General features: G+C 47.7%; 11 protein-coding genes. 3 read left to right on the top strand and 8 right to left on the bottom strand.

Features of this window, described 5'->3' with window-relative positions; all coding sequences use genetic code 11:
* The first annotated feature begins 2 nt into the window (after nt 1-2).
* Together ETP43_RS04320 and ETP43_RS04315 are read left to right on the top strand one after the other, a co-directional pair.
* On the top strand, nt 3-1,295 hold the full coding sequence (locus tag ETP43_RS04320) for an ATP-grasp domain-containing protein (RefSeq protein ID WP_022400298.1): 1,293 nt from the start codon (nt 3-5) through the stop codon (nt 1,293-1,295).
* Complete coding sequence (locus ETP43_RS04315; protein ID WP_129257149.1) at nt 1,292-3,175, top strand: DUF6077 domain-containing protein; 1,884 nt, start codon at nt 1,292-1,294, stop codon at nt 3,173-3,175. Before ETP43_RS04320 ends, ETP43_RS04315 begins: the two co-directional genes overlap by 4 nt.
* 93 nt (nt 3,176-3,268) lie before the next feature.
* On the opposite strand, the gene ETP43_RS04310 is transcribed toward ETP43_RS04315, so the two are convergent.
* From ETP43_RS04310 to ETP43_RS04275, 8 genes are all read right to left on the bottom strand, one after another.
* On the bottom strand, nt 3,269-4,699 hold the full coding sequence (locus ETP43_RS04310) for an ArnT family glycosyltransferase (protein WP_129257148.1): 1,431 nt from the start codon (nt 4,697-4,699) through the stop codon (nt 3,269-3,271).
* 4 nt (nt 4,700-4,703) lie between these two features.
* Nucleotides 4,704-5,117 carry a GtrA family protein gene (locus tag ETP43_RS04305; RefSeq protein ID WP_129257147.1) on the bottom strand — a complete coding sequence of 138 codons (414 nt, stop codon included), beginning with the start codon at nt 5,115-5,117 and terminating at the stop codon, nt 4,704-4,706.
* Nucleotides 5,118-5,187: 70 nt separating this feature from the next.
* Complete coding sequence (locus tag ETP43_RS04300; protein WP_129257146.1) at nt 5,188-7,638, bottom strand: glycosyltransferase family 2 protein; 2,451 nt, start codon at nt 7,636-7,638, stop codon at nt 5,188-5,190.
* Complete coding sequence (locus ETP43_RS04295) at nt 7,617-13,289, bottom strand: glycosyltransferase (RefSeq protein WP_129257145.1); 5,673 nt, start codon at nt 13,287-13,289, stop codon at nt 7,617-7,619. The genes ETP43_RS04300 and ETP43_RS04295 overlap by 22 nt, the downstream gene beginning before the upstream one ends.
* A 15-nt stretch (nt 13,290-13,304) precedes the next feature.
* Nucleotides 13,305-14,582: an ABC transporter ATP-binding protein gene (locus ETP43_RS04290; protein WP_129257144.1), complete on the bottom strand. Its 1,278-nt coding sequence runs from the start codon at nt 14,580-14,582 to the stop codon at nt 13,305-13,307.
* A 24-nt stretch (nt 14,583-14,606) separates the two neighbouring features.
* On the bottom strand, nt 14,607-15,989 hold the full coding sequence (locus ETP43_RS18885; protein ID WP_243114185.1) for an ABC transporter permease: 1,383 nt from the start codon (nt 15,987-15,989) through the stop codon (nt 14,607-14,609).
* A 12-nt stretch (nt 15,990-16,001) separates the two neighbouring features.
* Nucleotides 16,002-16,565 (bottom strand): dTDP-4-dehydrorhamnose 3,5-epimerase, encoded by a 564-nt coding sequence (gene rfbC, locus ETP43_RS04280; RefSeq protein WP_129257143.1) that lies wholly within the window; start codon nt 16,563-16,565, stop codon nt 16,002-16,004.
* Between the two features lie 261 nt (nt 16,566-16,826).
* On the bottom strand, nt 16,827-18,797 hold the full coding sequence (locus ETP43_RS04275; RefSeq protein WP_129257142.1) for a DUF2142 domain-containing protein: 1,971 nt from the start codon (nt 18,795-18,797) through the stop codon (nt 16,827-16,829).
* 178 nt (nt 18,798-18,975) lie between these two features.
* Between ETP43_RS04275 and ETP43_RS04270 the strand changes: the two genes are divergently transcribed.
* The gene (locus tag ETP43_RS04270; RefSeq protein WP_129257141.1) at nt 18,976-21,927 is read left to right on the top strand and encodes a Cna B-type domain-containing protein; all 2,952 of its coding nucleotides are present in this window, start codon (nt 18,976-18,978) and stop codon (nt 21,925-21,927) included.
* Nucleotides 21,928-21,980: the final 53 nt, after the last annotated feature.

Raw genomic sequence — 21,980 nt, 5'->3', positions numbered from 1 at the left:
TTATGAACAAACGCTTACTGATTCTTGGAACCCTCGGGGAATTTGAACAGCTGGTGCAGAAAGCCAGAGCCCGGGGTATCTATACCATCGTCTGCGACGGCTACCCGGACGGTCCGGCACGTGCCTTTGCCGACGAATCTTATGTGATCCCGGTCACCGATACGGACCGGATCGCCGCTCTCTGCAAAGAAAAACAGGTGGATGGCATCCTCACCTCGTTTTCCGATCTTCTGCTGGAATGTATGGTGAAGATTTCCGCGAAAGCCGGTCTTCCCTGCTATCTGAACCCGGAACAGCTTCCCTGGTATCGCGACAAATCCGCCACCCGGGGACTGCTCGAAGAACTCGGTCTTCCCTCTCCCGGTTTTGCGAAGATCCCAACCACTGGATTTGCTCCGGAGCTGATCTCTCACCTGCATTTTCCGCTGGTGACAAAACCACTGGATAAATACGGATCCCGCGGCATCTATGTGGTACACAATCTCGAAGAACTGAAACAGGCGATCACAGAAACCGCTTCCTTTACCGATCTTCCGGAGATTCTTGTGGAAGAGTACAACGACGGGTACGAATTCAATATGATGACCTGGGTACATAAAGGAAACGTCCATGTGATCAGCATCGCAGACCGCGAAAAAACCGACATCGGACCGGGTGAGATCCCGATCAGCACCAGAAATGTCTATCCATCCTGCCTCTACGAGCAGGTGGTTTCTCCGGCAGCCGATCTTTTACAGCGCTACGCCGACCGAACCGGTCAGAAAGAAGGCGCTTTATCCATGCAGTTTTTCTGGAAACCAGAAAGCGGTATCCAGGTCTGTGAGATTGCCGCCCGTTTCTTCGGATACGAACATGAACTCACCGATATGGTATACGGATTCTCCATCGAAGATCTGCTGTTAAATTATCTGTATGATGTTCCTGCGCTGGAACAGATGCTGGCTCAGCACGATCCACGAAAGCCGGTCTGCCACGGCGCAGTCCTGTATTTTCAGGGGCGTCTGTTACCGATTCGTGATCTTTCCGTTCCGCAGAAACTGGCATCTCATCCGGCAGTGAAAAAGCCATGGATTTTTTATCATGAAGGAGAATCTGTCATCGCCCACGGACCGAATCCTTATGTGGCGCTGTACTATATCTCCTGTCCGTCCAGGAAAGAACTGGATCAGGTGACAGAGGAATTTTTTACCACCATGATCATACCGGATGACGATGGAAATGAAGTTCTTTATCGCAACCAGATGCCGGTATATCCGGCGGATACGGATCTTTCCGGGTCCGGGGAGGGCTTATGATCGCTATTGTTGCCATTCCCCTGCTGCTATGGTGCATCTGCCTTGTACTGGGAATTACGTTTCGAAACCTTTCCGGGAAGCCCTCGGATCGTCACCTGTTCGTCACTGGACTCATTGTTTTCTTTGCGTCCTTTTATCTGTTTGCCACCCCGTTTATGCTGTTGGGATGGAATATCCGGTATCTGCTCCTTGCACTGACCGTTTTCTACGGCATCTGCTTTTGTTTTGCTGTTCCGGTCACTCTGAAGTATCTCAGAAAAAACAAAAAACGGATTACCGGACAGTTACGGACCTTCGCAGCTGACCGGTATCATCTTCTACTGTTTCTGCTCTTCCTTGTAATGATTGTCTGGCAGATCAGTTACGTTGTTTTGTTCCAGCATACGGATATTGATGACAGCTATTATCTGGCACAGGCAAATACCTTTGCTTTCACCGGCTCCGTCGGAACCGTGGAACCATCTTCCGGTCTTGCCGGTTTTTCTGCTTCCAATCAGTACGCACTGGTGAGTTTTGAGATCCTTTATGCACTGATCCACAACGTTTTCGGTGTAAATATCGCCTTTCTGGCTCATACGGTCTGGCCGGTCTTTGCCATCGTATGCCACTATGCGGTCATCCGCGCAATTGCCAGAAAAGTCAGCCGTTCGCTCCACCTGGAGTTCTGCCTTCTTTACAGCATCATCAACCTGTATGGCGGATCTACGATCTATGGAAGCGGATCGTTCCTGTTACAGCGGATCTGGCAGGGAAAATCATTTTTCGTAGCCATCTTCCTTCCGATTATGATTCTGGCGTTCCTGGAACTTTCCGAAAAGATATCATTTCGTGAGGTTGTGTTCCTCTGGCTGATTCTCTTAGCCGGTTTTGGCACAACGACAGTTGCCGTATATCTCTACCCGATCCTGTATTTCTGCCTCTGGGCGGGAAAAAGTATTTCGGAACGGAAGTTTCGTTCTTCCGCCATGCTTTGCCTGCCCATTCTGGGCGTTCTCCCATGGGTACTGACGAAACTGGTGCTGATCTACACCGGAAGTGCGGATACCGTTTCGGTACAGGAGCAGGTGACCGAGGGCGTGGATACCCTCTCTTATTTTGATCAGCTGTTTACACGTTTTCTGAACAGCCGGGGGATCTTTCTGATCGGCTTTATAGCCGCTCTGCTCATTGTCCTGCTTTTTTCCATGAAACGGATCCGACAGGTCATTGTCTATCCGACACTGATCCTGTTTCTTACCTTTGCCAATCCCGCTGCCATCACTCCCGTTGCGCAGCTGGTCACCGGAACAGCGGTATACTGGAGAATCTTCTGGTTACTTCACATTCCCCTGACTATGGTGATCGCGATGATCCTCCTGGCAGAAAAATGTGTCAGTAACCGGGAACGGGTCCTTGCCGTATCGGTTGCCGCCACGCTTATTTTCTCCTGTGGCAGTTCTGTTTTTGAAAACGGAACCTGGGAGCTTCGTGAAAATCCATACAAGCTGGATTCCCGGAGCGTACAGATTGCCGATGCCATCCATGCGGATGTCGGCACAGATTCTTCCAAAACATTATTTCTTCCGGAAGAAATTTCCTATGGAATCCGGGAATACTGCGGCGATATCGCCACATTCATCAACCGCTATTCCAGCGGTACGTTTGAAGTAAACAAAAAAGCCGCGGAGTACAGCAGCCTGCAGACACAGCTCTATACGCCACTGTACGAGGACTGTCACTGGGATGCAGCACAGATTGAACAGCAGATGCAATCGTCCGGTATTGACTATCTTGTCTTATATACCCGAACACTTCCGGAGAACACACTGCCGGAAAGCTTTACCTGTATCTGGCAGAATGATGAATTTTCACTGTTTCGGTGCAGTCAGTCCCAGGACTGATTTTTGCTTCAACCAATAGCAAAAAACGGAGGTTACAGAACCAAAAATAATGTTCTGTAACCTCCGTTTTTCAGTAGTTACTTCGAGCGTACATCAGTAAGCAGCCCGATATACCAGAAAGTATGTCAACAATGCGGAGAGCACGGCTATCGCCTGTCCGCCTCTACTGATCCACATTTTGATCTTTTCTTTTCCTGTCAGCTTCTCCAGCCAGTTCTCATAGCCAAGTGTCACAAAATACAAAAACGGAAATACCATCGGCATCATATACCGCCCCTGTGCCTGAAAATCACTGGCATACGCATAATATACCAGCAGACCGGCAGGTATCACCATCGCGACCGCCATACAGATATGCATCCAGTTTCGCACATTCCATTTTTTATTTTTTCTCCAAACCTCTGTGACCGTCACTCCATCCCCATCGGCTTTTTTCGCTTTTCTGATAAATTCGGTTGCCACATCAAAGTCCCAGCGCAGTTTCCAGAGGTTTCCGAGGATTCCCACAGTAAACACAAGCAGATACAGTTTACTCCACAGATACGGCATGAAGATATCCAGATGCCCGAACGTTCCGACAAAACTTACCAGTACCGTAACCAGCCAGTTGTGCTGCCAGCTTCCCGGCACCCAGAGCATCATATCCAGAACACTCATGTCCATATTGACCGGAAGCACCCGGTTCGAAGGTTTTAACTCATCGATCGCGTATTTTTCCGCATAGATCGAGGAAGTTTTCATTCCCAGAAAATCTCCGTCATACAGGATCCCGCTGCGAATAAACCACCATCCTGCCACCAGAAAGACGATTCCCAGCATCAGACAGCCTTTCTTCATCATCTGTTTCCAGTCCCATTTCTGTTCCTGGCATTTCATCATACAGCCGACAAAAAATACCGCACTCATCAGCAGATATCCATAGGCATTGTAATACGACAGCATGCACAGTCCCATCGCAATTCCCATTTGGATACAGACCGAAAGACTCCATCCTTCCTTACACGCCCTGCACCAGCCGTACAGGATCCAAGCTGTGGTAAACAGTGCCAGCCCGTCCGTATTGATATACGAGAACAGAAAGCACGTGCCCGGAAGAAAACATACCAGAACCGCAAAAAATCTTCCCGCTTCTTTCCGCCGAAACATCAGTTCCCCGATTTTCCAGGTAAACCATGCCATTCCGCCTCCCAAAAGAACATTCACCATACGCGCAGCGATCACAGTTGCCCGGAAACTTGCTGTAAACAGCTGTACGATTTTTACCAGGACTGCCCCCGCCATGTACGGAAGGATCGGGTTAAACGCATAGGAGATGCCCCAGTTGGCATTGCGGATTTCCGGATCTCTGCCGTCCGGCAGACTTCCGTGCTTTGCAATAAACTCCACGATCTGGTAACGCATACTCTCATCCGGTGATGCATCAAACGGTGCCGCCAGCGCCCAGGCAAGGTAAAACACAAAAACCGCAAACACAAAGATCCATACCGCATATTCTTTTTTTCCTACATTTCCTGCTTTTTTCATTCATTCACCCTTTATGCCTGAAAATAACCAGTTTACTTGTCACATAATTCAGCACGATCACAAGCACATTTGCCACACACTTGATCAGCACATCATTCCATCCACACAGATCCACAAAGACAAACATGCACACCCAGTCCAGTACCCCGGTAGCCAGCCGGCAGGAGAAGAAAGAAACGATCTCTTTCCCCACTTCTTTTCCTGTCCGCGCCTCACTGTGAAAAACCCATTTCCGGTTGGTCAGATAGGCAAACAGTACCGATGCGATCCATGCCAGAACCGTACTGACCATCACCGAACCTCCCACCGGATGGGCAAAGAACCAGTAGGTTCCAATATTGACAATCGTTGTTAGGACACCGAAGACACCATAGGGAAGAATGTCTCTGTATTTGTCCCATAAATTTTTTATATTCATTTTTCCACCTATTTTGTTTTTTCAAAAAAGCAGGTACATTTCCACCATGCACCCGCTTTTCTTTTGCTCCTTATAACCGTTTCAGTGAGAAATCCTGGCTGTCCAGGGTCAGGTTCGGATTGTAGAACGGATCGCCGTTCTTTAAAATCTCCGGCCAGCGTTTCTCGAAAGTGGCGATCTCCTGATTGAATCTTGCCACTTTTTCCGGTGTATCTTCAAGTCCTCTGGATTTGGATTCGTAATGGTACAGTTCCGCATATGGATTATACACGATCAGATATCCTGCCTGTCGAAGTTTCATACAGAAATCAATATCGTTAAATGCCACCTGCAGTTCTTCGCTCAAACCACCGACTTCCTCAAACGCTTTCCGTTTTACCATCATACACGCCGCCGTTACCGCACTGTAATCCTGTGCACAGATGATCCGGTGACAGTATCCGGTAAATCCACGCTTCTGCTGTACGAAACAGTGTCCGGCGATTCCACCGAAACCGATGACCACACCGGCGTGCTGGATCGTATCATCTTCATAATACAGCCGCGCACCCACAGCACCCACATCTTCTCTGGTACAGTAGCCAAGCAGCTCCTCCAGACAGTCCTCATTGATAATTTCCGTATCGTTATTTAACAGCAGGAAATACTCTCCTTTTGCATACTGCACACCGAAATTGTTGATCGCAGAGTAGTTAAAGTGCCCTTTATAATACACCACATGTACTTTCGAATTGACTGCCTCAAGCTGCTGGTAATACGCAAAGGTTTCTTTCTCTTCACTGTTGTTCTCTACGATAATATACTCGTAGTTTTTATACGTGGACTTCTCCTCGATCGAATCGATACACCGTTTCAGATCATCGATATGATCTTTGTTCGGGATAATGATGGAAATCAGCGGATCATAATCCCGCAGGAATTTTGTCCGGTAGAGTCCCAGGAACTCTCCCTTGCTCACTTCCACTTTCACACCAATCCGGTCGTAGTGCGCCTGCACCGCCCGCTGTCCCGCATCAAACGCATACAGCTTGCTCTCCGGATTCTCTGATGTGGAATCTTCATGGCAGCGCCAGTGATACAGGATCTTCGGAACATGATGGATCTTTTCCGCTCCCGCATGTTCCACACAGCGGAAGATAAAGTCATAATCCTGCGCTCCGTCGAATTCTCTGCGTAACATTCCAACCTCGTCGATCAGTGTTTTCTTTGCCACAAACAGATGGCAGATATAATTGACCGTACACAGCAGATCTACGTTATAATCCGGTTTGAAATGCGGCTGGAAGAACTTGTGTCCGTCCATCGTCATCTTATCTTCATCCGAATACAGCACCTCTGTCTCCGGTTTCTCATTCAGTGCTTTCACACACTCATACAGCGCATGTGCCGTCAGTTCGTCGTCGTGATCGGCAAATACCACAAACTCACCCGTTGCCGCCTCGATCGCAGCATTCGTATTTTCTGAGATCTGTAACTGTTCCTGATGATCGATGACTCTGATTCTGCCCTCTTCCTTCTGTAACTGTTTTAACAGTTCCCGGATCGGAGAATCTGCACCGCTTCCGTCAGACAGGCAGAGTTCCCATTTGCCGTAGGTCTGCGCCTGCAGGGATTCCACCAGTGCACGGAGATATTTTTCCGGTGTTTTATAGAGCGGTACAACCACACTGAAGGTCGGTTCCCAGGAAAAACGTTCCTGCCGCTGGCGTTCGAGTTCTGCTTTGCTCGGCAGATGTTTCGGAAGCCATTTCTGATAGATCACAGCGGCTTTGTTTTTATTTTTCACTTTTCCGACCACTTTTTCCGCAAGTGCCACCGGTCCGTGCAGTTTCAGATAGCGGCTGCCCTTTTTGCAGTATTCATTCATCTTTTCCGCGGCAAGCTGTACCGGCTGCAGATGGATCTGTCTTCTCACCTGTACCGAACCCGCCTCAAAAACAATATAAAATTCTTTCAGCTGCTGGTAATGCAGTTCAAAAAAGAACCCGCATTTTTCTTCTACCTCTGCCTCCGGATACTGATTCTGCACATCGACACGTTTCAGATACTGGATCTCACATGGAATTCTGTTTCCACGGGAATTCTCCAGGTATACTTTCAACGGTTCCGTATAAGCTGCCCATCCACGCACCCGGCAGATACCGAGTTTCCGGTCAACTTCAGAACTCTCAATAAAATACTGCGGCATGCCCTGTCTTCGGATCAGCTGTTTTACCGGAATCGAAAACCAGACATCTTTTTTTCCACCCTGTACCGCATAAACCACCAGCTTCTTATACTGTTCCAGCTTTTCCGGAAACCGAATTTCCATCTGGATGCGGACTGCATCCACCAGATCCAGATCCTGAAAACGCTCCAGGGCACTGATGCGCTCCTGCTGCTTCAGATTTACCTCCAGCGGTTTCCCGTCCAGCTCCGCTGCTGCGGTATGTTCCTTTGGCCAGGTACCCTGCAGATGATAGATTCTATCATCTGCAAGGTCAAATCTTTCCTTTTCTACTACGAATACTTCTCGCTGCATAGTAATTCCTCTCTTGCATCTTTTCCTGTATTCTGAGTTACATACTGACGCATCGCTTTTTCATGAGCCTTTTCGCCCATCTGCACTCTGGCTGTTTTCACTTCGATCAATGTGGTGAGTGCTTTTTTCCACTCTTCTTTGTCGCTACAAAGCCAGCCATCCACACCGTTTTCGATCACGCCTTCCATCTCCCGGTTTCTGCTCATCACAGACGGCACTTTCACCAGTGCGGCTTCCATCCATTTATTCTCGGATTTGCTGCAATGGAAGATACTGTCCTCCAGAGGCATCAGGTTGATATCGATACCTGCCATGACAGCCGGTAACTGTTTCCAGTCCATAAACGGAAGTTTTTCCACTTTATTTCCGAATTTTTCCATTTTTCTGTCTGAAAGCACACCGACCAGCTTCAGGCGTACTTCCGGATGTTCTTTCATCACTTCCAGAAGTGCCTCTTCCGCCACCTCAAAATCCTGATCGTGGGTCTTCGATCCACTGAAGTAACCGATGGAAATATGTTCGGTGTCTTTTTCCACCTGCTCCACTGCATCATGGGACAGGATCTGCATCTCCATGCTTGCACAATTTCGGTTGATCACCACCGGTTTTCCCGAAAATTCGCTCCGGATCTCTCCCGCCAGTGTATGGGTGGAGGTAAAGTAGCCGTCACACAGTTCCATACAGGAATGGATCTGCTCTGTTGTCTTTTTGAAATCTTTATACTCACTTCCGGTCAGGAAATGCAGATAAGAGATTTTTTCGTAATCAAAGATCAGATCGTCAATGTCATAATATACTTTTAATCCAACTTTTTTCGCCTGTTCCACTACCGCGCGTACCACATCTTCCCGGCTGCAGCGGTAACATACGACCGCACGGTACTCGCTCCAGTCAAGGTCTGCGACCTCATCTGCCTGATAAAAATCAGATCCATAGCCCTGATAGTGCAGCTGTTCCCGGAAGTGTTCCACCCGGTAACGGGAAGCAAACGAGATTTCCTCGCCCACAAACAGGATCTTCTTTTCGCGCACCGGCATCTCCTGACAGTGCAGTGTATGTTCTGCAAACTCCTGCAATTCTTTCAGAGCCGATTTTGCATCCGTCTCTTTCAGAACCAGACCTTTTTCGTAATATTTTACACGTTCCACCGGCGCACCGATCGGGAATACGGCAACCGGCATATGCATGGACATGATCTCGGAAGTTGTATACGAGAAGGTCTCCGGCCAGATGGACGGGATAAAGAACAGATCAATATCTTCTTCCATCGTCAATCTCGGAAGTTCATCTCTGGTGTATCTTCCCGTACAGGAGAATACCGGACTGTCGATCTCTTCATCCGATACACCGATCAGCTTCATCCGGATATTCAGATTCTGTGCCTCGATCTCTTTGACCATCTCCTTGACAACATCCAGACCTTTTTTATAACACAGCACACCGAGCAGACCAATGTTCAGTGTCTTTGTCGTCTTCGCCTTTTTATCCAGCGCCGTCACATAATGCGGTTTGTGCGGCAGTACATGTAACTGACACAGATACGGATAAGTCTTTTTAAATAACTGTGCCGTATCATCGGAGAATGCCAGGATCTCGTCACACCGGGATAAAAACTCTCTCCAGTGTGTTCTCCATGCGGTTCCGGACTCATAGTCCAGGCATGCATTGCTTCGGTTTGCCGGGATACACTGGTTACAGGTCTGTGCATCCGCGCCCTGACAGTATTTTCCCTGATCATTCATCAGATTTACTGCCGGACACATGAAGAAAAAGTCGTGAAGCAGCATCTTCAGATGTGCCTGATGTTTTTCTTTCAGTGCAAGGATCTGATCCAGTACCTGATAGATCTCCTGGTAGGTTACCAGCTCATTGATCCAGATCTCATCCACTCTCGGGATCTCATCCAGGATCATATCCAGATCTTTGGCAAAATACTGGATTTTATATTTTTTGTATTCATATTCCAGATAATAACGCATATTATCGATGTCAAACCGGACAGTCAGGAAACGTTTTTCTTCTTTCAGCGCGAGTTTGCGCTTCTCGATCAGATATTCCGTGGCGCCGCCGCCGAGGTTATGATCAAAGGCAACGATCACCGGTACATCCAGCAGCTGATTTAACAGCTGTGTTTCCACATACAGCCGGATCGTTCTTGCCGGATCTCTCCGGCAGAAAGCTGCCGTATCGCTGTTATAATTCGGATGTTTCTTCGCCAATCTCTCCAGATGACTCTTTAACAGCCGTAATTTTTCTTCGGAAGAAAAGCTTCCGCCATGTTTGTGATAGACAAACAGATTCTCCACCTGTACATTGGTATAACCTGCCTGGATCGCACGCTGGCACCAGTCATTTTCTTCTCCGTATCCCTTGTCAAAGTTCTCCTCATCCAGAAGACCTACTTCCCTGATCGCTTCCAGATTCATACCCATGCAGAAACCGATACCGGTCGGCATGGTCGCATACTGCGGACGGATCTGGCGGAAAGCATCGTCGATCTGCCATAATGGCATACCTTCAAAAATGACATTATCCTCACAGAAATTCGGAAAACTGCAGATCGTTCCGCAGGTTGTAAACGGTGTGGAGGATGCCACTTTTTCTTTGGTAAAGATCGGCCACATCAGTCGCTCCAGCCATCCCTCCGGCACTTCCACATCGGTATTGACCAGTGCTACATGATGCTCTGCAATTGCAAGGGCACGGTTTACGGACGGGAGGAATCCCATATTTTTCTCATTTCGAAGCAGAACCGTTCCCTCATGTTCCGCCACGTATCGATCCAGATATTCCCGTACTGCCGGATCCGGACTCTGATCGTCCACCAGGATCAGACGGTACTTCATCTTTGTCTTTTCAATCCCCGCAAACAGCTTGTCAAAATACTGTAAGCCGTTATAAATCGGAATAATAATATCGATCACTTCATCCGAAGGGATCTTCGCATCAAATACCGGTGTTTCTTCCAGATACCGTTCCTTAAAATACCGAATGTTTCCGATGCTCTCCTGTCCCTCCAGGGTATACACCTGAATCTCATTGTAGGTCGGATCTGCCGGGATCTTACATAACGGATATGTCTTTTCTCCGTCTACGGTATCGTAAGCAACTGCCACTTCCGTCTCCACCGGTGACTGCACCACCAGCACACAGGAAAATCCGCAGGATTCTGCCTCCGGAATCTGTAAAACAGCTGCCACATCGCTCCGGTACACTACGGTCAGCGGTTCTTCCGCCACGATTTCCCCATTCTGTAAAAAGGCAAGATGGGTGTTTTCCATCGCATACGCACGGTCAAACGCCCAGCCGATGATCTGCAGCACACTGTTTTCATAGCTGAAGCTGTCGATGCTTCCCACACAGCTTGATGCCGGTTGTTCTGCCGGCTGATCCTCTGTAACCAGCGGGGCAACCGGGCGTCCAAGCATCTTCTTCACCAGCCGTTTTGCTCTCTGCTTCGGCTGCTGCTGGAATTCCAGAACTGCCCGAAGTTCTTCCTGCCTTCTCGCTTCCTCCGCCTTTTTGGCTGCCAGCCGTTCTTCCTTCTGCATCCGCTGCTGCAGTTTTCGTTCCTCTTCCCGGCGCACTGCCTCTCTTCGTTCCTGCTCCAGCTGGATCTCTTCTGCGATCTCTTTCTGTGACAGAAAACGGATCTGACCGGAAATCGTAATCTTCTCCAGTTCGGAAGGTTCCGTCACATGGATAAAATAACCGCCTGCCAGATTCAGAAATACTACCGTATCCGCCGCTTTGTCAATCCGCATGCCAAACGGGATCAGCTCCCCGTGGCATCCGCAGTCGAGAACTTCCACTTTCACCTCACAAAACGTATCGCTTAACAGATTCCACCGGATTCCACGGATATTTTCCACATTGTGCAGATCAAACGTAACCTGAAATCTTCCCCGGTTCAGCTCCACCGTCGTCTCGATGCTGTTCTCTTCCGACAGCCCCGCACCGGTATCATAATACAGTTTGCTGGGGAACTGTTTTTTCTCCCGATATATCCGGACAGTCTCTGACAGATCCACAGGGATTCTGTCTTTCCGGTAAATATCCAGAGAATCGCTTCCTGCATATTCATAGGTAAAATGCATCGTCCACGCCAGAAAGATCTCACTGTCCGACGGCTCTATGCCAAATTCGTGGTTCATGTCATCCTGTGTATACAACGCACCCAGTTTCGGAATCCGGCAATACAGTTCATGGATCATTCTCCACATGATAAAAGCAGCCGGAATCGGGAAATCAAAGGTCCATTCATAGTCGATGATCTCGTAGTCCTCCCCGGACTCAAAGATATTGGCACAGATCAGATCAACATTTGCCGGACTTACACATTCATAATAGTCCTTTCCCGGATGTTCTCCGAATACTTCTCTGAAAGCCTCCGTCTGATACTCCGGTTCTCTTTTCCGCTGTGCGAACACCTGCTCATATACATGTTTCAGGGTTCTCAGAATCTCACCGGTCTGTTCTTTTTCCACCAGATCACAGATCCGGTCTTCGAGTGTCTTCCCGCTCAGTACCGGATACACGATTCCGCCGTTTTCATACCGGCACGGAAGATTGTGAAATCCTTTTCCCGGTTTCTGCGCTCCTGTTTTTTCCAGTCCCGCTACAAAGCTTTCCGCCTCCGGGCACAGTGGTTTTTTCTCTGCCCACACGCCGTCATCTCTTCGTACCAGCTGTGTCAGTGTCCGGAATTCTTTCCTGCGTCCCTGATTCAGTTTGACATATAAAAGTTCTTCTTTTTCTTTGAGTTCCTGCTTTCCTGCAACCAGAAGAAACGAATTCACAAAACGGTCTGCTATCTGTTCTTTCTTCATCGCCTCGATACCGGCAGTCTCTGAAAACAGATCCACGGTTTTGTCCGTATAGATCGGATAATTTTTTCCATAATGATTGGTAGTCAGTGACGCATCCGTGAAGATCTCCGTCGGAAACTTATAATCCGGATACGGGTAATAGAATTTCTGAAAAGGAAATCCGCTTTCTTTCACCAGTTCCTGCAATTCTGTTTTGGAAAATGTTCTGACACTGTGATTTCCCGGATACCCGTTGATGCCAAAGAAGGGAATGTCCGTATGATCTTCCGGCGCACCGGCAAAATACTTCATTCCCAGCTTGTTCTCAATCGCGATCAGCAGTTTTCCCGTATCTTTCAGATAGGAACCCATCTTTCTTAAAAAAGTTTCATATGGCGTGTCACCCTCTGTAAAACTCATGGCATATTCCAGCACTCCGTTGACTACCACATAGTCATACTGCTGTCCCAGATCCATGTCATTGAGATTTCCCACCATGATCGTCAGATTTTCTTTCTTCTCGTTGCGGTAATAATTGATCTGTGCTCTTCTTTTTGAGAGTTCCACAGATGTGACCTGACCTGCCTTTTCACAGAGCGTACCGGTGATCGCACCGCATCCCGCACCGATTTCCAGTACACTGTCCGATTTTGTGATCGGATACCAGTTCAGGATATTTGCACGCAGATCTGAAAAATGATAGATCACAGGAAAGGAAACCTGCTCACTAGAAAGATCCTCGCAGGTTATTCCTTCTTTTGCCATCTTTAACATCTGTTCTTCAATATCACCATCTGAATACAGATCTTTTTGCGTATAATACTCCAAGTTCAGTATCGCCATTCTTTTCCTCCTCAGTTACTTTAACGTGACCTTTGAGAACAGATCAAAGTATCCAACCGCTTTTTTATCGGTAATGACCGTCAGATTACACACATCATACAGCCGGTGGAACACAGTAAAATCACCGTCACGATAGCCGGTACATCCCAGACACAGCATATACTCTCCCGCCTCTAACGGCATCTTCTGCGTGAATCGAATCCGTCTGGTCTCCCCTGCTTTCTGTGTACCCACCGGTGTGTTTTCATACATCGTATTGGTTCCGGTGATCTCCGTTCCCTTCAGGTCTTTGATCGTAAAAGCAAAAATCGGTTCTTGGATCGTCTCATGAAAATGAATCTTCATATCCACGGAAAATTCTTCCCCTTTTTCGATCACATTGGTGATCATTCCGGATTTCTCACGGATGGCAAAATCCTGGATCTCTGCCAGCTTGCTTCCGTACTCCAGCACCTTCGGATTCAGGTTCAGCTGTTCCTTCATACTCTTCTCTTCCTGTACAGCTGTTCCCTTCTCCTGTGTCTCCTTCGTATCGTTGTTCTCGCCCGGTTCGTCATACTGATTCACCAGAACGCGACGATACAGGTTGACCATTTCTTTCGCATCGCCTTCCGCCAGCTTTTCTCCTTTGTTCAGCAGAACAACCCGGTCACAGTATTTTCCGATACTGCTCAGGTCATGGCTTACAAACAGAATGGTTTTTCCCATTTCTTTAAATTCTTCAAACTTCCGGTAACATTTTGCCTGGAAAAAGACATCTCCTACGGAAAGCGCTTCATCTACGATCAGGATTTCCGGTTCGATATTGATCGCCACGGCAAAAGCCAGTCGGACAAACATACCACTCGAATACGTTTTTACCGGCTGATGGATAAATTCTCCGATATCCGCAAAATCCAGGATATCCTGCAATTTCGCATCGATCTCTTCTTTGCTGAATCCGATCATCTGACCATTCAGATATACGTTTTCGATACCGGAATACTCACCGTTAAATCCGGCTCCCAGCTCCAGCAGTGCGGAGATTCTTCCATCCACCACCACTTCTCCCTGTGTGGGATTCAGCACACCGGTGATGATCTTTAAGATCGTGGATTTACCGGAACCATTTGTTCCGATAATTCCCACGGTTTCCCCTTTTTTCACCTGAAAACTTACGTTGTTCAAGGCATAGTGTTCTTTATATCGTTTCTTTCTTGTCAATCCAAGGGATTCTTTCAACCGATCCATCGGATTCTCATACAGTTTATACATCTTACTGATGTTATTCACTGAAATTGCAATCTCTGACATCTGTAATCCTCTCTTTGATTTCTCTTAAAGTACATCTGCAAAATGTGGTTTCAGTCTCTTGAAGATCCAAGAACCCAGCGCAAACAATACGACTGTTACGATCCAGAAGTATACGGTCCATCCCCAGTGATTCCAGAACCATACGTGACCCAGCATGGAATCACGGTATCCGGTGACGATATAGTACATCGGATTTAATTTGAACAGTTTGATCAGCCACGGATAGTTGGACAACATGTTGACATCCCACATGATCGGTGTCAGCCAGACACCTACCTGTAAGAAAATGCTGATGATCTGTGTCAGATCTCTGAAAAATACAACGATCGCACTGGTTGCATATACCAGTCCCAGCGTAAGCATAAACGTACAGAACGAATAATACAGAATCTGCAGTGTTGCCAGAGACGGTGTGTATCCGTACAGGCTGCACAGAACCAGTGAAAACACAACGAAAAATGCATGTACAAACAGTGCCGAGATCATCTTTACGATTGGCAGTACACTGATCTTAAACACTACTTTTTTAACGAGATAATTATATTCCATCAGGGCGTTGGTTCCGCCGTTTAACGCATCCTGGAAGAAGAACCACGGAACGATACCGGATACCAGATAAAGAACAAACGGATAATCCGATATATTTCCCGCCTTCAGTCCGACGGAGAATACGAACCAGTATACCAGGATCGTAACGATCGGCTGTACAAATGCCCATACGATTCCCAGATAGGAACCTGCATATTTGGTCTTGAAGTCATTCTTTGCCAGATTCATGATCAGCTTCCGGTTCTGCAAAAGCTCGATCGGAAGTGTCAGCACTTTTTTCCGGAAAACAAACGCAACCACTGCTCCGCCGTCGATCAGCAGAAGCATCAGGATATTCTTGATCCACAGTTTCTGGGTATAATCTTTTTCCAGAACCGGATACAGCTGGTCTTTGTCAATCGTCAGCCAGATATACGGATCGTTTCCATTGGTCCAGACTTTTAATGTTCCTTTATTGGACTCCATACTCTCAATCTGCTGTCCCTCGATCAGTTTCGGATCATTCATCTCCGGAATCTGTTCTTTTACATCCTTGCATCCAAGGTACACATCCTGGATCGTAAATGTTCCCGGCTGTGTGCCCAGATCCAGGCGTACCATATTACACTGAAATGGAACTGAGAAAACAAGTTCCTGACTTTCTCCCACCTGGTTATACGACTGTACCTGGCTCATCTTTTCTGAAAGTTCTCTGGCTACACTGTAATAAACCTGAATCTCCTGTTCCTTGTCGCTGGTCACAGTAAGATGAAGTTCATAGTTTCCTCCCACGCTTCCTCTGTGACCTACGATCAGCACATTTAAAACCAGTAAAAACAAAACGCAGATACCGGCCAGAATCTTTTTCTTTCTTCCCATTTCATTTCCCTCTTATCGATTTTTGTACTCCGCAAAACTTCCCCACTTCTGGTCTTTCTCAGAGATGGTCAGTTCTTCTTTTGTCATTCCTTCCGGCATCGGCCATTCCACACCGATCTCCGGATCATCCCATTTCAGTCCGCCTTCATCGTTTGGATGATAGAAATCCGTACATTTGTATGCAAATTCTGCGGACTCGGACAGTACGATAAATCCGTGTGCAAAATTCTTCGGAATAAAGAACTGTTTTTTATTTTCTGCGGACAGCACAACGCCAAACCATTTTCCGTATGTCTCAGAACCCGGACGCAGATCTACTGCAACGTCAAACACTTCTCCGCTTACCACGCGCACCAGTTTATCCTGCGGATAATTAATCTGGAAATGCAGACCTCTTAAAACTCCCTTTTTGGAGCTGGACTGATTGTCCTGCACAAATTCCATGTCAATGCCTGCTGCCTTGTAATCGTTGTAGTTATAAGTTTCCATAAAATATCCACGTTCATCCCCGAACACGGTAGGTGTAATCACTTTCAGTCCTTCAATTTCACATGTTTCTACTGTAATTTTTCCCATCTTTTTTTCCTCTCTTTTTTCTGTTTCTCAGTCATCTTCTGTCATGATTGCTATGCAATACAAACGAGCAGTATCCGAAATGGATACTGCCGTTTTGATTTACGCGAGCAACAAGTCAAAGTCCGTGCTTGCACGAGACCTTGACGACTGCCGCGATAACGAGTAAAATTCGCGAAGCGTATTTTAGCTCGTTCTATCCAGCTTTATATTATAACATTGCTGTCCTTATTCTTCAACTCTAACCGTTGATTTGCCAGCTCTTTACTCACTTTGCACCAGAATGGTCAGCCAGACTTCAAAAAATGTCAGAATCTGCAGCGTACACATGCCGATTGCTATCTTATTTTCTATATTTTCATGATATTTTGTCCGTTTGCTCTTGATTGTAAACAACAGCATTGGTAAAAACGGCAAAAAGTATCTTCCCTGCACACCGGCCACATTGCCCCAGTAGGACGGCGTAAAGTCCAGCCACATGCTCAGCACGATTCCGCCTGTCATGATCACGGATAATACGATGGCGAGTGCTTTCTGCCATTTTTTCAGGTACATGACTTTTCCGGCATCCGCATACAGAGCGTAGGCAAGACACAGGATAAAACCGACGATAATGTGCCACGGTATCTCGATCTGGAACCATCCAAGAGATTTTCCTACGATCGTTCCCACATAGTATTCCATCTGCTCAAAATAGGTGTTGAACAGCACCCCGAGGCTGTGTACCGGGTCGCTCAGGATCTGTCCGATGGTCCATCCCACCTCCGATGTACTGCTGCTGTCGGAAGAACCAAGCAGCCCCTGGATCATCGTGCTTCGGATTCCGACCGTCGCGATCAGAAGGATCGACACAAAAGCGACCTTAAACACCAGTGCCGCCTTTTTGTTTTTGAACTTTCTGTACGGAATCGCGAAGGCAAATCCGCAGATAAAGATATAGGCAACTTTACATGGAGCCATCCAGCTTCCTACCACCAGCAGGAACAGGCATTCCTTCCATCCTACCACATTTTTTTCAAAGATCAGATACATCGTATAGGCGATAAACAGAAAACTCAGTGCATTGACCTCACAGTCATACGAATACGATGCCGCAAGTTCCAGACTCATCGGAAACAGCGCGATCACCGCCATGATCATCTTTCCCCAAGGAAGGATCTTAATCGCAAAATAGATACAGATCAAATAAAACAGCAGCGCGGTGATTTTTCCCATATAGAGGGTCCACATTCCATTCATATGGAAGAGATTGCCGATCAGCACACCGACCGTCTGCGGAAGATGTGCGATCATCGGAACCGCGATCGGTGCCCGGTTATAGGAAACCATCGTCGTGTCTGTCACTTTGAAAAGCTGTCCGTAATCATACGCCATGTTATCCAGCGTCAGCTGCATCTTTTCCGTGATATCCGCATCGGTCGCACGCACATACACTTTTCCCTTCTCATCCGTGACATCCCGCATCAGGATCTTATTCACATCCGCATACGTTGCAGCCATATGGGCATGTTCATCCGGTGCCACATTCGGCGGAAACAGGACGATATACATACTTCCCATAAAGATTCCCAGAATCAGGAAATACGCCTCCGGTCTGCGGATCCCCAGAATATAGGCCGCCCCCAGACAGAGTACGCCCAGAAGGAGGATCACCGAAAAGGCCACATAAATCGGTTTTAAAAATGCATTATCTGACTGCACGTTAAACACCATCGTACCAAACAGCTGCTCTCCGTCGACCATCGCATTATAACTGTAGGATTTGTAATTCGTCACAGCCGGAAATGCATGGCAGTCCGCCGAGGCACTCACTCTGATCTGGTAGATTCTTCCTGCCGTATTCTTTAACGGCTGTGCCAGCGGAAAGATCTGATAATCGATTCCCTGGATCTTGCTTTCATGAAAATCCCACTGCTGAACCACCGTATCATTCTGCACATCGTACAGTTCCACATGAAGGATGCCCTCGGCAGGTACTTCCATATTCCTCTGGAACATGATACAGAACTTTGTGATCTTATTTTCTTCCGGACGGATCTGCTGCACGATCTCATGCTCTCCCCAGAAAAAGGAACTGTCCCTGATCTGTTCAGACGATGCCGCAATATTGATATACGACCGTTCCTGATTGGCAACCTCCCTGACCTTGTAATAGTAAAACATCAGAATCATGCTGCCCAGCCCGATCATGAGCAACAACAACACACACCAGTTCTTATATTTTGTTTTTTTCATTTCGTTCTTCCTTTTTATCTGATAATTTCGTTGATTTCATTTTTTCGAATCTTCCTTATAATATCATCTCTGTTTCTTATAATCAAGCGGACATTCCGTGAAGATACTTCTTGATTTTTTTTCGCCGTTCTGACATACTGAATTATATTATATATTAACGATCCACAAAGGAGGTCCTATGACAGTTTCAAAAAAACAGATCCTTGCATGGCTGCTTCTGATATGCTCCATGTGTTTCTTTTTCTCCGCTGTTTCGGTATCCGCCGAAACGCTTTCCACTGCATCCACGGGAGATCCCGGCACGATTCATTTTCTGACCCTCGATGCCAACGGCGATGCGATCTTGCTCGAATGTAACGGAAAGTTCGGTATGGTGGACTCCGGAGAAGACAGCGATTATCCCGATGGTTCCGACAGCAGATATCCTTACCGTCCCGGCATCGTTACTTCTGCCGGTCAGGAAAATACGGTAATTTCCTATCTGCGCTCCCGCGGTGTAAACGAAAGCAATTTTGAGTTCTATATTGCAACCCACCCGCACAGCGATCATATCGGTTCCGGGGATGAGATCATCCGTACCTTTAAACCAAAGCGTGTCTATATTGAGCCTTATTCGGATGAATGGATCAGTAACCCCACGCATCTGTTTGACAATCTTTATGTATACGACCATGTAGTTTCTGCGGCAAAAGATACCGGTGCCCCTCTGATCCAGTATTTTGATCCGGATGCCCCGGTATATCCGCAGACCGTTACCATTCAGGGAACGATCACCTGGCAGGATTCTTCCGAAGAAGATGCAGATGCTTTGGCTTCGCTTCCCCCGGAAGCAGTTTCCGTCGAGCTTACCTGTCAGAGCGATACGGAAGATGTAAAAACTTTCTCCGTCTCCCCTGAATTTTCTTCGGAAAACGGTACATGGACCTACACCTTTACCGGTGTTCCAAAATACGATGATGATAAGAATGAACTCCGTTATCAGATCACACCATCCGCAGACAATGCGGTTTTCACTGTATCCGCAGATTCTCCTTATGATTTTATCTGCACGCCTGCGGGCACGGACACCGATGAGACAGCATCCGCAGTCACAGCGGATGCTCAGACAACTGCACTCTTTTCCGCTTCCGATTTCCCGGATGCGGTGATCGACGAATCCGAACCGGCGGTCACTTCCGCTCTCACCGACGGACTTTCTACCGATGCGATCCCAGAGAGCGATCAGGTGGCAGCTGACAATCCACTCGATCCTGCCAACCTGCAGGAGGGGCAGGAAAGTGCTTCCGCCCGCAGTGGTGTCCATGAAAATGAACAGGGGTATACAGCCTCACCGATCTTCTATCTCGGCGGCAAAGACGGATTACAGATTGAGATTATGAATTACGGTGTCTATCAAACCTGGGGTGCTCTGCCGGATGCCAATTATTTCAGTCTTGGCGTAAAAGTAACTTCCATGCAGACCGGTGCAACCGCTTTCCTCTCCGGTGATATCAACAATTACATTGGTGCGGAAACTGCACTTGCACAGAAGCTTGGACATGTAGATCTTCTGAAACTCGGACATCACGGTTCCTACGGTTCCAACACCAGTTCCTATATCCGCACCCTCAGCCCGAAAATGGCGGTCATGACCGGTACGTTTGCCTATGTAACCTCCCGTACCTTCCGCACGGAAACCAGTACGTTGGACACCCTGCTCGAGATGGGAGCCAATAACATTCCGCTGTACCCGACTGCCTGGTATGCCAAAGACGGCATCGGTGCGCTGCAGATCCAGCTGGACGATTCTCTCTCCAACAACATTCCGGCAAATAAAGAACGCGTTGCGATCGGAGACATCGAAGCACCGCCGGTTGTCGTCTATTATAAGAACGGATTCCCGACCGCAGTATCCGGCTGGAAACAGGATACCGAAGGCAATTATTACTATTTTAACAATTCCTCCCTTCCGCTCAGAGATCAGTTTGTTTTAAGCAAGGGCTTATGGTATTACCTGGGAAGCGATGGAATCATAGAAACCGGATGGCTGTTTCATAAGAATCACTATTATTTCCTGAATCCTTCCACCGGCGCGATGCAGACCGGATGGCTGTACCGTTCCGGCACCTATTACTATCTGGATCCGGATTCCGGCGCCATGACTACCGGTACAAGAGTCATCAATGCTTCGGAATACTTTTTCAATTCCGACGGTTCCATGGCAGTATCCACCTGGGTAAACGGAACCTATTACGGCGCCAGTGGTGCAAAAGATACCTCCAAAGTCAATAACCGCTGGCATCACGACAGTAAGGGCTACCGGTATTCCAACCCGGATGGTTCTTACCTGACCAGTACCTGGTCGCTGATCGATAATTCCTGGTACTATTTTGGTTCCGACGGATATATGGTAACCGGATGGCTTCGTCTGGGTTCCTCTTACTATTATCTGGACAGCTATGGAAAAATGAAGACCGGATGGCTTTCCTACAAAGATAACTGGTATTACCTTTCTTCCGATGGTTCCATGGTCATCGGCTGGTACTACATGCTGAACAACTGGTATCACTTTTCTTCCGATGGTGCTATGACCGGCCCTGGCTGGCACTGGATCGGGGACAAATGCTACTACATGTATTCTTCCGGTGCGATGGCGGCGGATACCTGGATCGATTATGACTACGTGGACAGTTCCGGAGCCTGGGTCAAAGGAAAGACTACCAACACCCCGGAATGGATCCAGAAAGGCTCCCGCTGGTGGTATCGCCATGCAAACGGCACTTACACCACTTCCGACTGGGAATATATCAACGGCCGCTGGTACTACTTTGATGCCGACGGATGGATGATGACCGGCTGGATAGGCCAGAACGGTTCCTGGTATTACCTGAACAGTAACGGCGCAATGGTAACCGGATGGTTCCAGCAGGGCAGTTCCTGGTATTATCTGACTTCGAACGGGTCCATGGCTGTTGGCTGGCTGCATCTGAAAGATAACTGGTATTACCTGAACAGTGACGGTGTCATGCAGACCGGATGGCTCAACCTGAACGGCTCCTGGTACTATCTGGATCCGACCTCCGGCGTCATGGCTTCGGATACTTGGGTGGACGGCTGTTATCTCGACCACTCCGGTGTCTGGAAACGCTAATACCAAAATAAACGAAAAAAAAGAAGTGGAATACATACCGTTTTCTGATATGT

It is taken from the genome of Blautia faecicola (genome assembly GCF_004123145.1).
In the GTDB taxonomy this organism is placed as follows: Bacteria; Bacillota; Clostridia; order Lachnospirales; family Lachnospiraceae; genus Oliverpabstia; species Oliverpabstia faecicola.
This window is presented reverse-complemented; position numbering and strand designations above follow the sequence as displayed.

Excerpts from the sequence above, each read along its gene's own strand:
- ETP43_RS04270 (WP_129257141.1), top strand. The coding sequence starts at position 18,976 with ATGACAGTTTCAAAAAAACAGATCCTTGCATGGCTGCTTCTGATATGC.
- ETP43_RS04305 (WP_129257147.1), bottom strand. The coding sequence starts at position 5,117 with ATGAATATAAAAAATTTATGGGACAAATACAGAGACATTCTTCCCTAT.
- ETP43_RS04290 (WP_129257144.1), bottom strand. The coding sequence starts at position 14,582 with ATGTCAGAGATTGCAATTTCAGTGAATAACATCAGTAAGATGTATAAA.
- ETP43_RS04300 (WP_129257146.1), bottom strand. The coding sequence starts at position 7,638 with ATGCAGCGAGAAGTATTCGTAGTAGAAAAGGAAAGATTTGACCTTGCA.
- ETP43_RS18885 (WP_243114185.1), bottom strand. The coding sequence starts at position 15,989 with ATGGGAAGAAAGAAAAAGATTCTGGCCGGTATCTGCGTTTTGTTTTTA.
- ETP43_RS04295 (WP_129257145.1), bottom strand. The coding sequence starts at position 13,289 with ATGGCGATACTGAACTTGGAGTATTATACGCAAAAAGATCTGTATTCA.
- ETP43_RS04310 (WP_129257148.1), bottom strand. The coding sequence starts at position 4,699 with ATGAAAAAAGCAGGAAATGTAGGAAAAAAAGAATATGCGGTATGGATC.
- ETP43_RS04315 (WP_129257149.1), top strand. The coding sequence starts at position 1,292 with ATGATCGCTATTGTTGCCATTCCCCTGCTGCTATGGTGCATCTGCCTT.
- rfbC (WP_129257143.1), bottom strand. The coding sequence starts at position 16,565 with ATGGGAAAAATTACAGTAGAAACATGTGAAATTGAAGGACTGAAAGTG.
- ETP43_RS04275 (WP_129257142.1), bottom strand. The coding sequence starts at position 18,797 with ATGAAAAAAACAAAATATAAGAACTGGTGTGTGTTGTTGTTGCTCATG.
- ETP43_RS04320 (WP_022400298.1), top strand. The coding sequence starts at position 3 with ATGAACAAACGCTTACTGATTCTTGGAACCCTCGGGGAATTTGAACAG.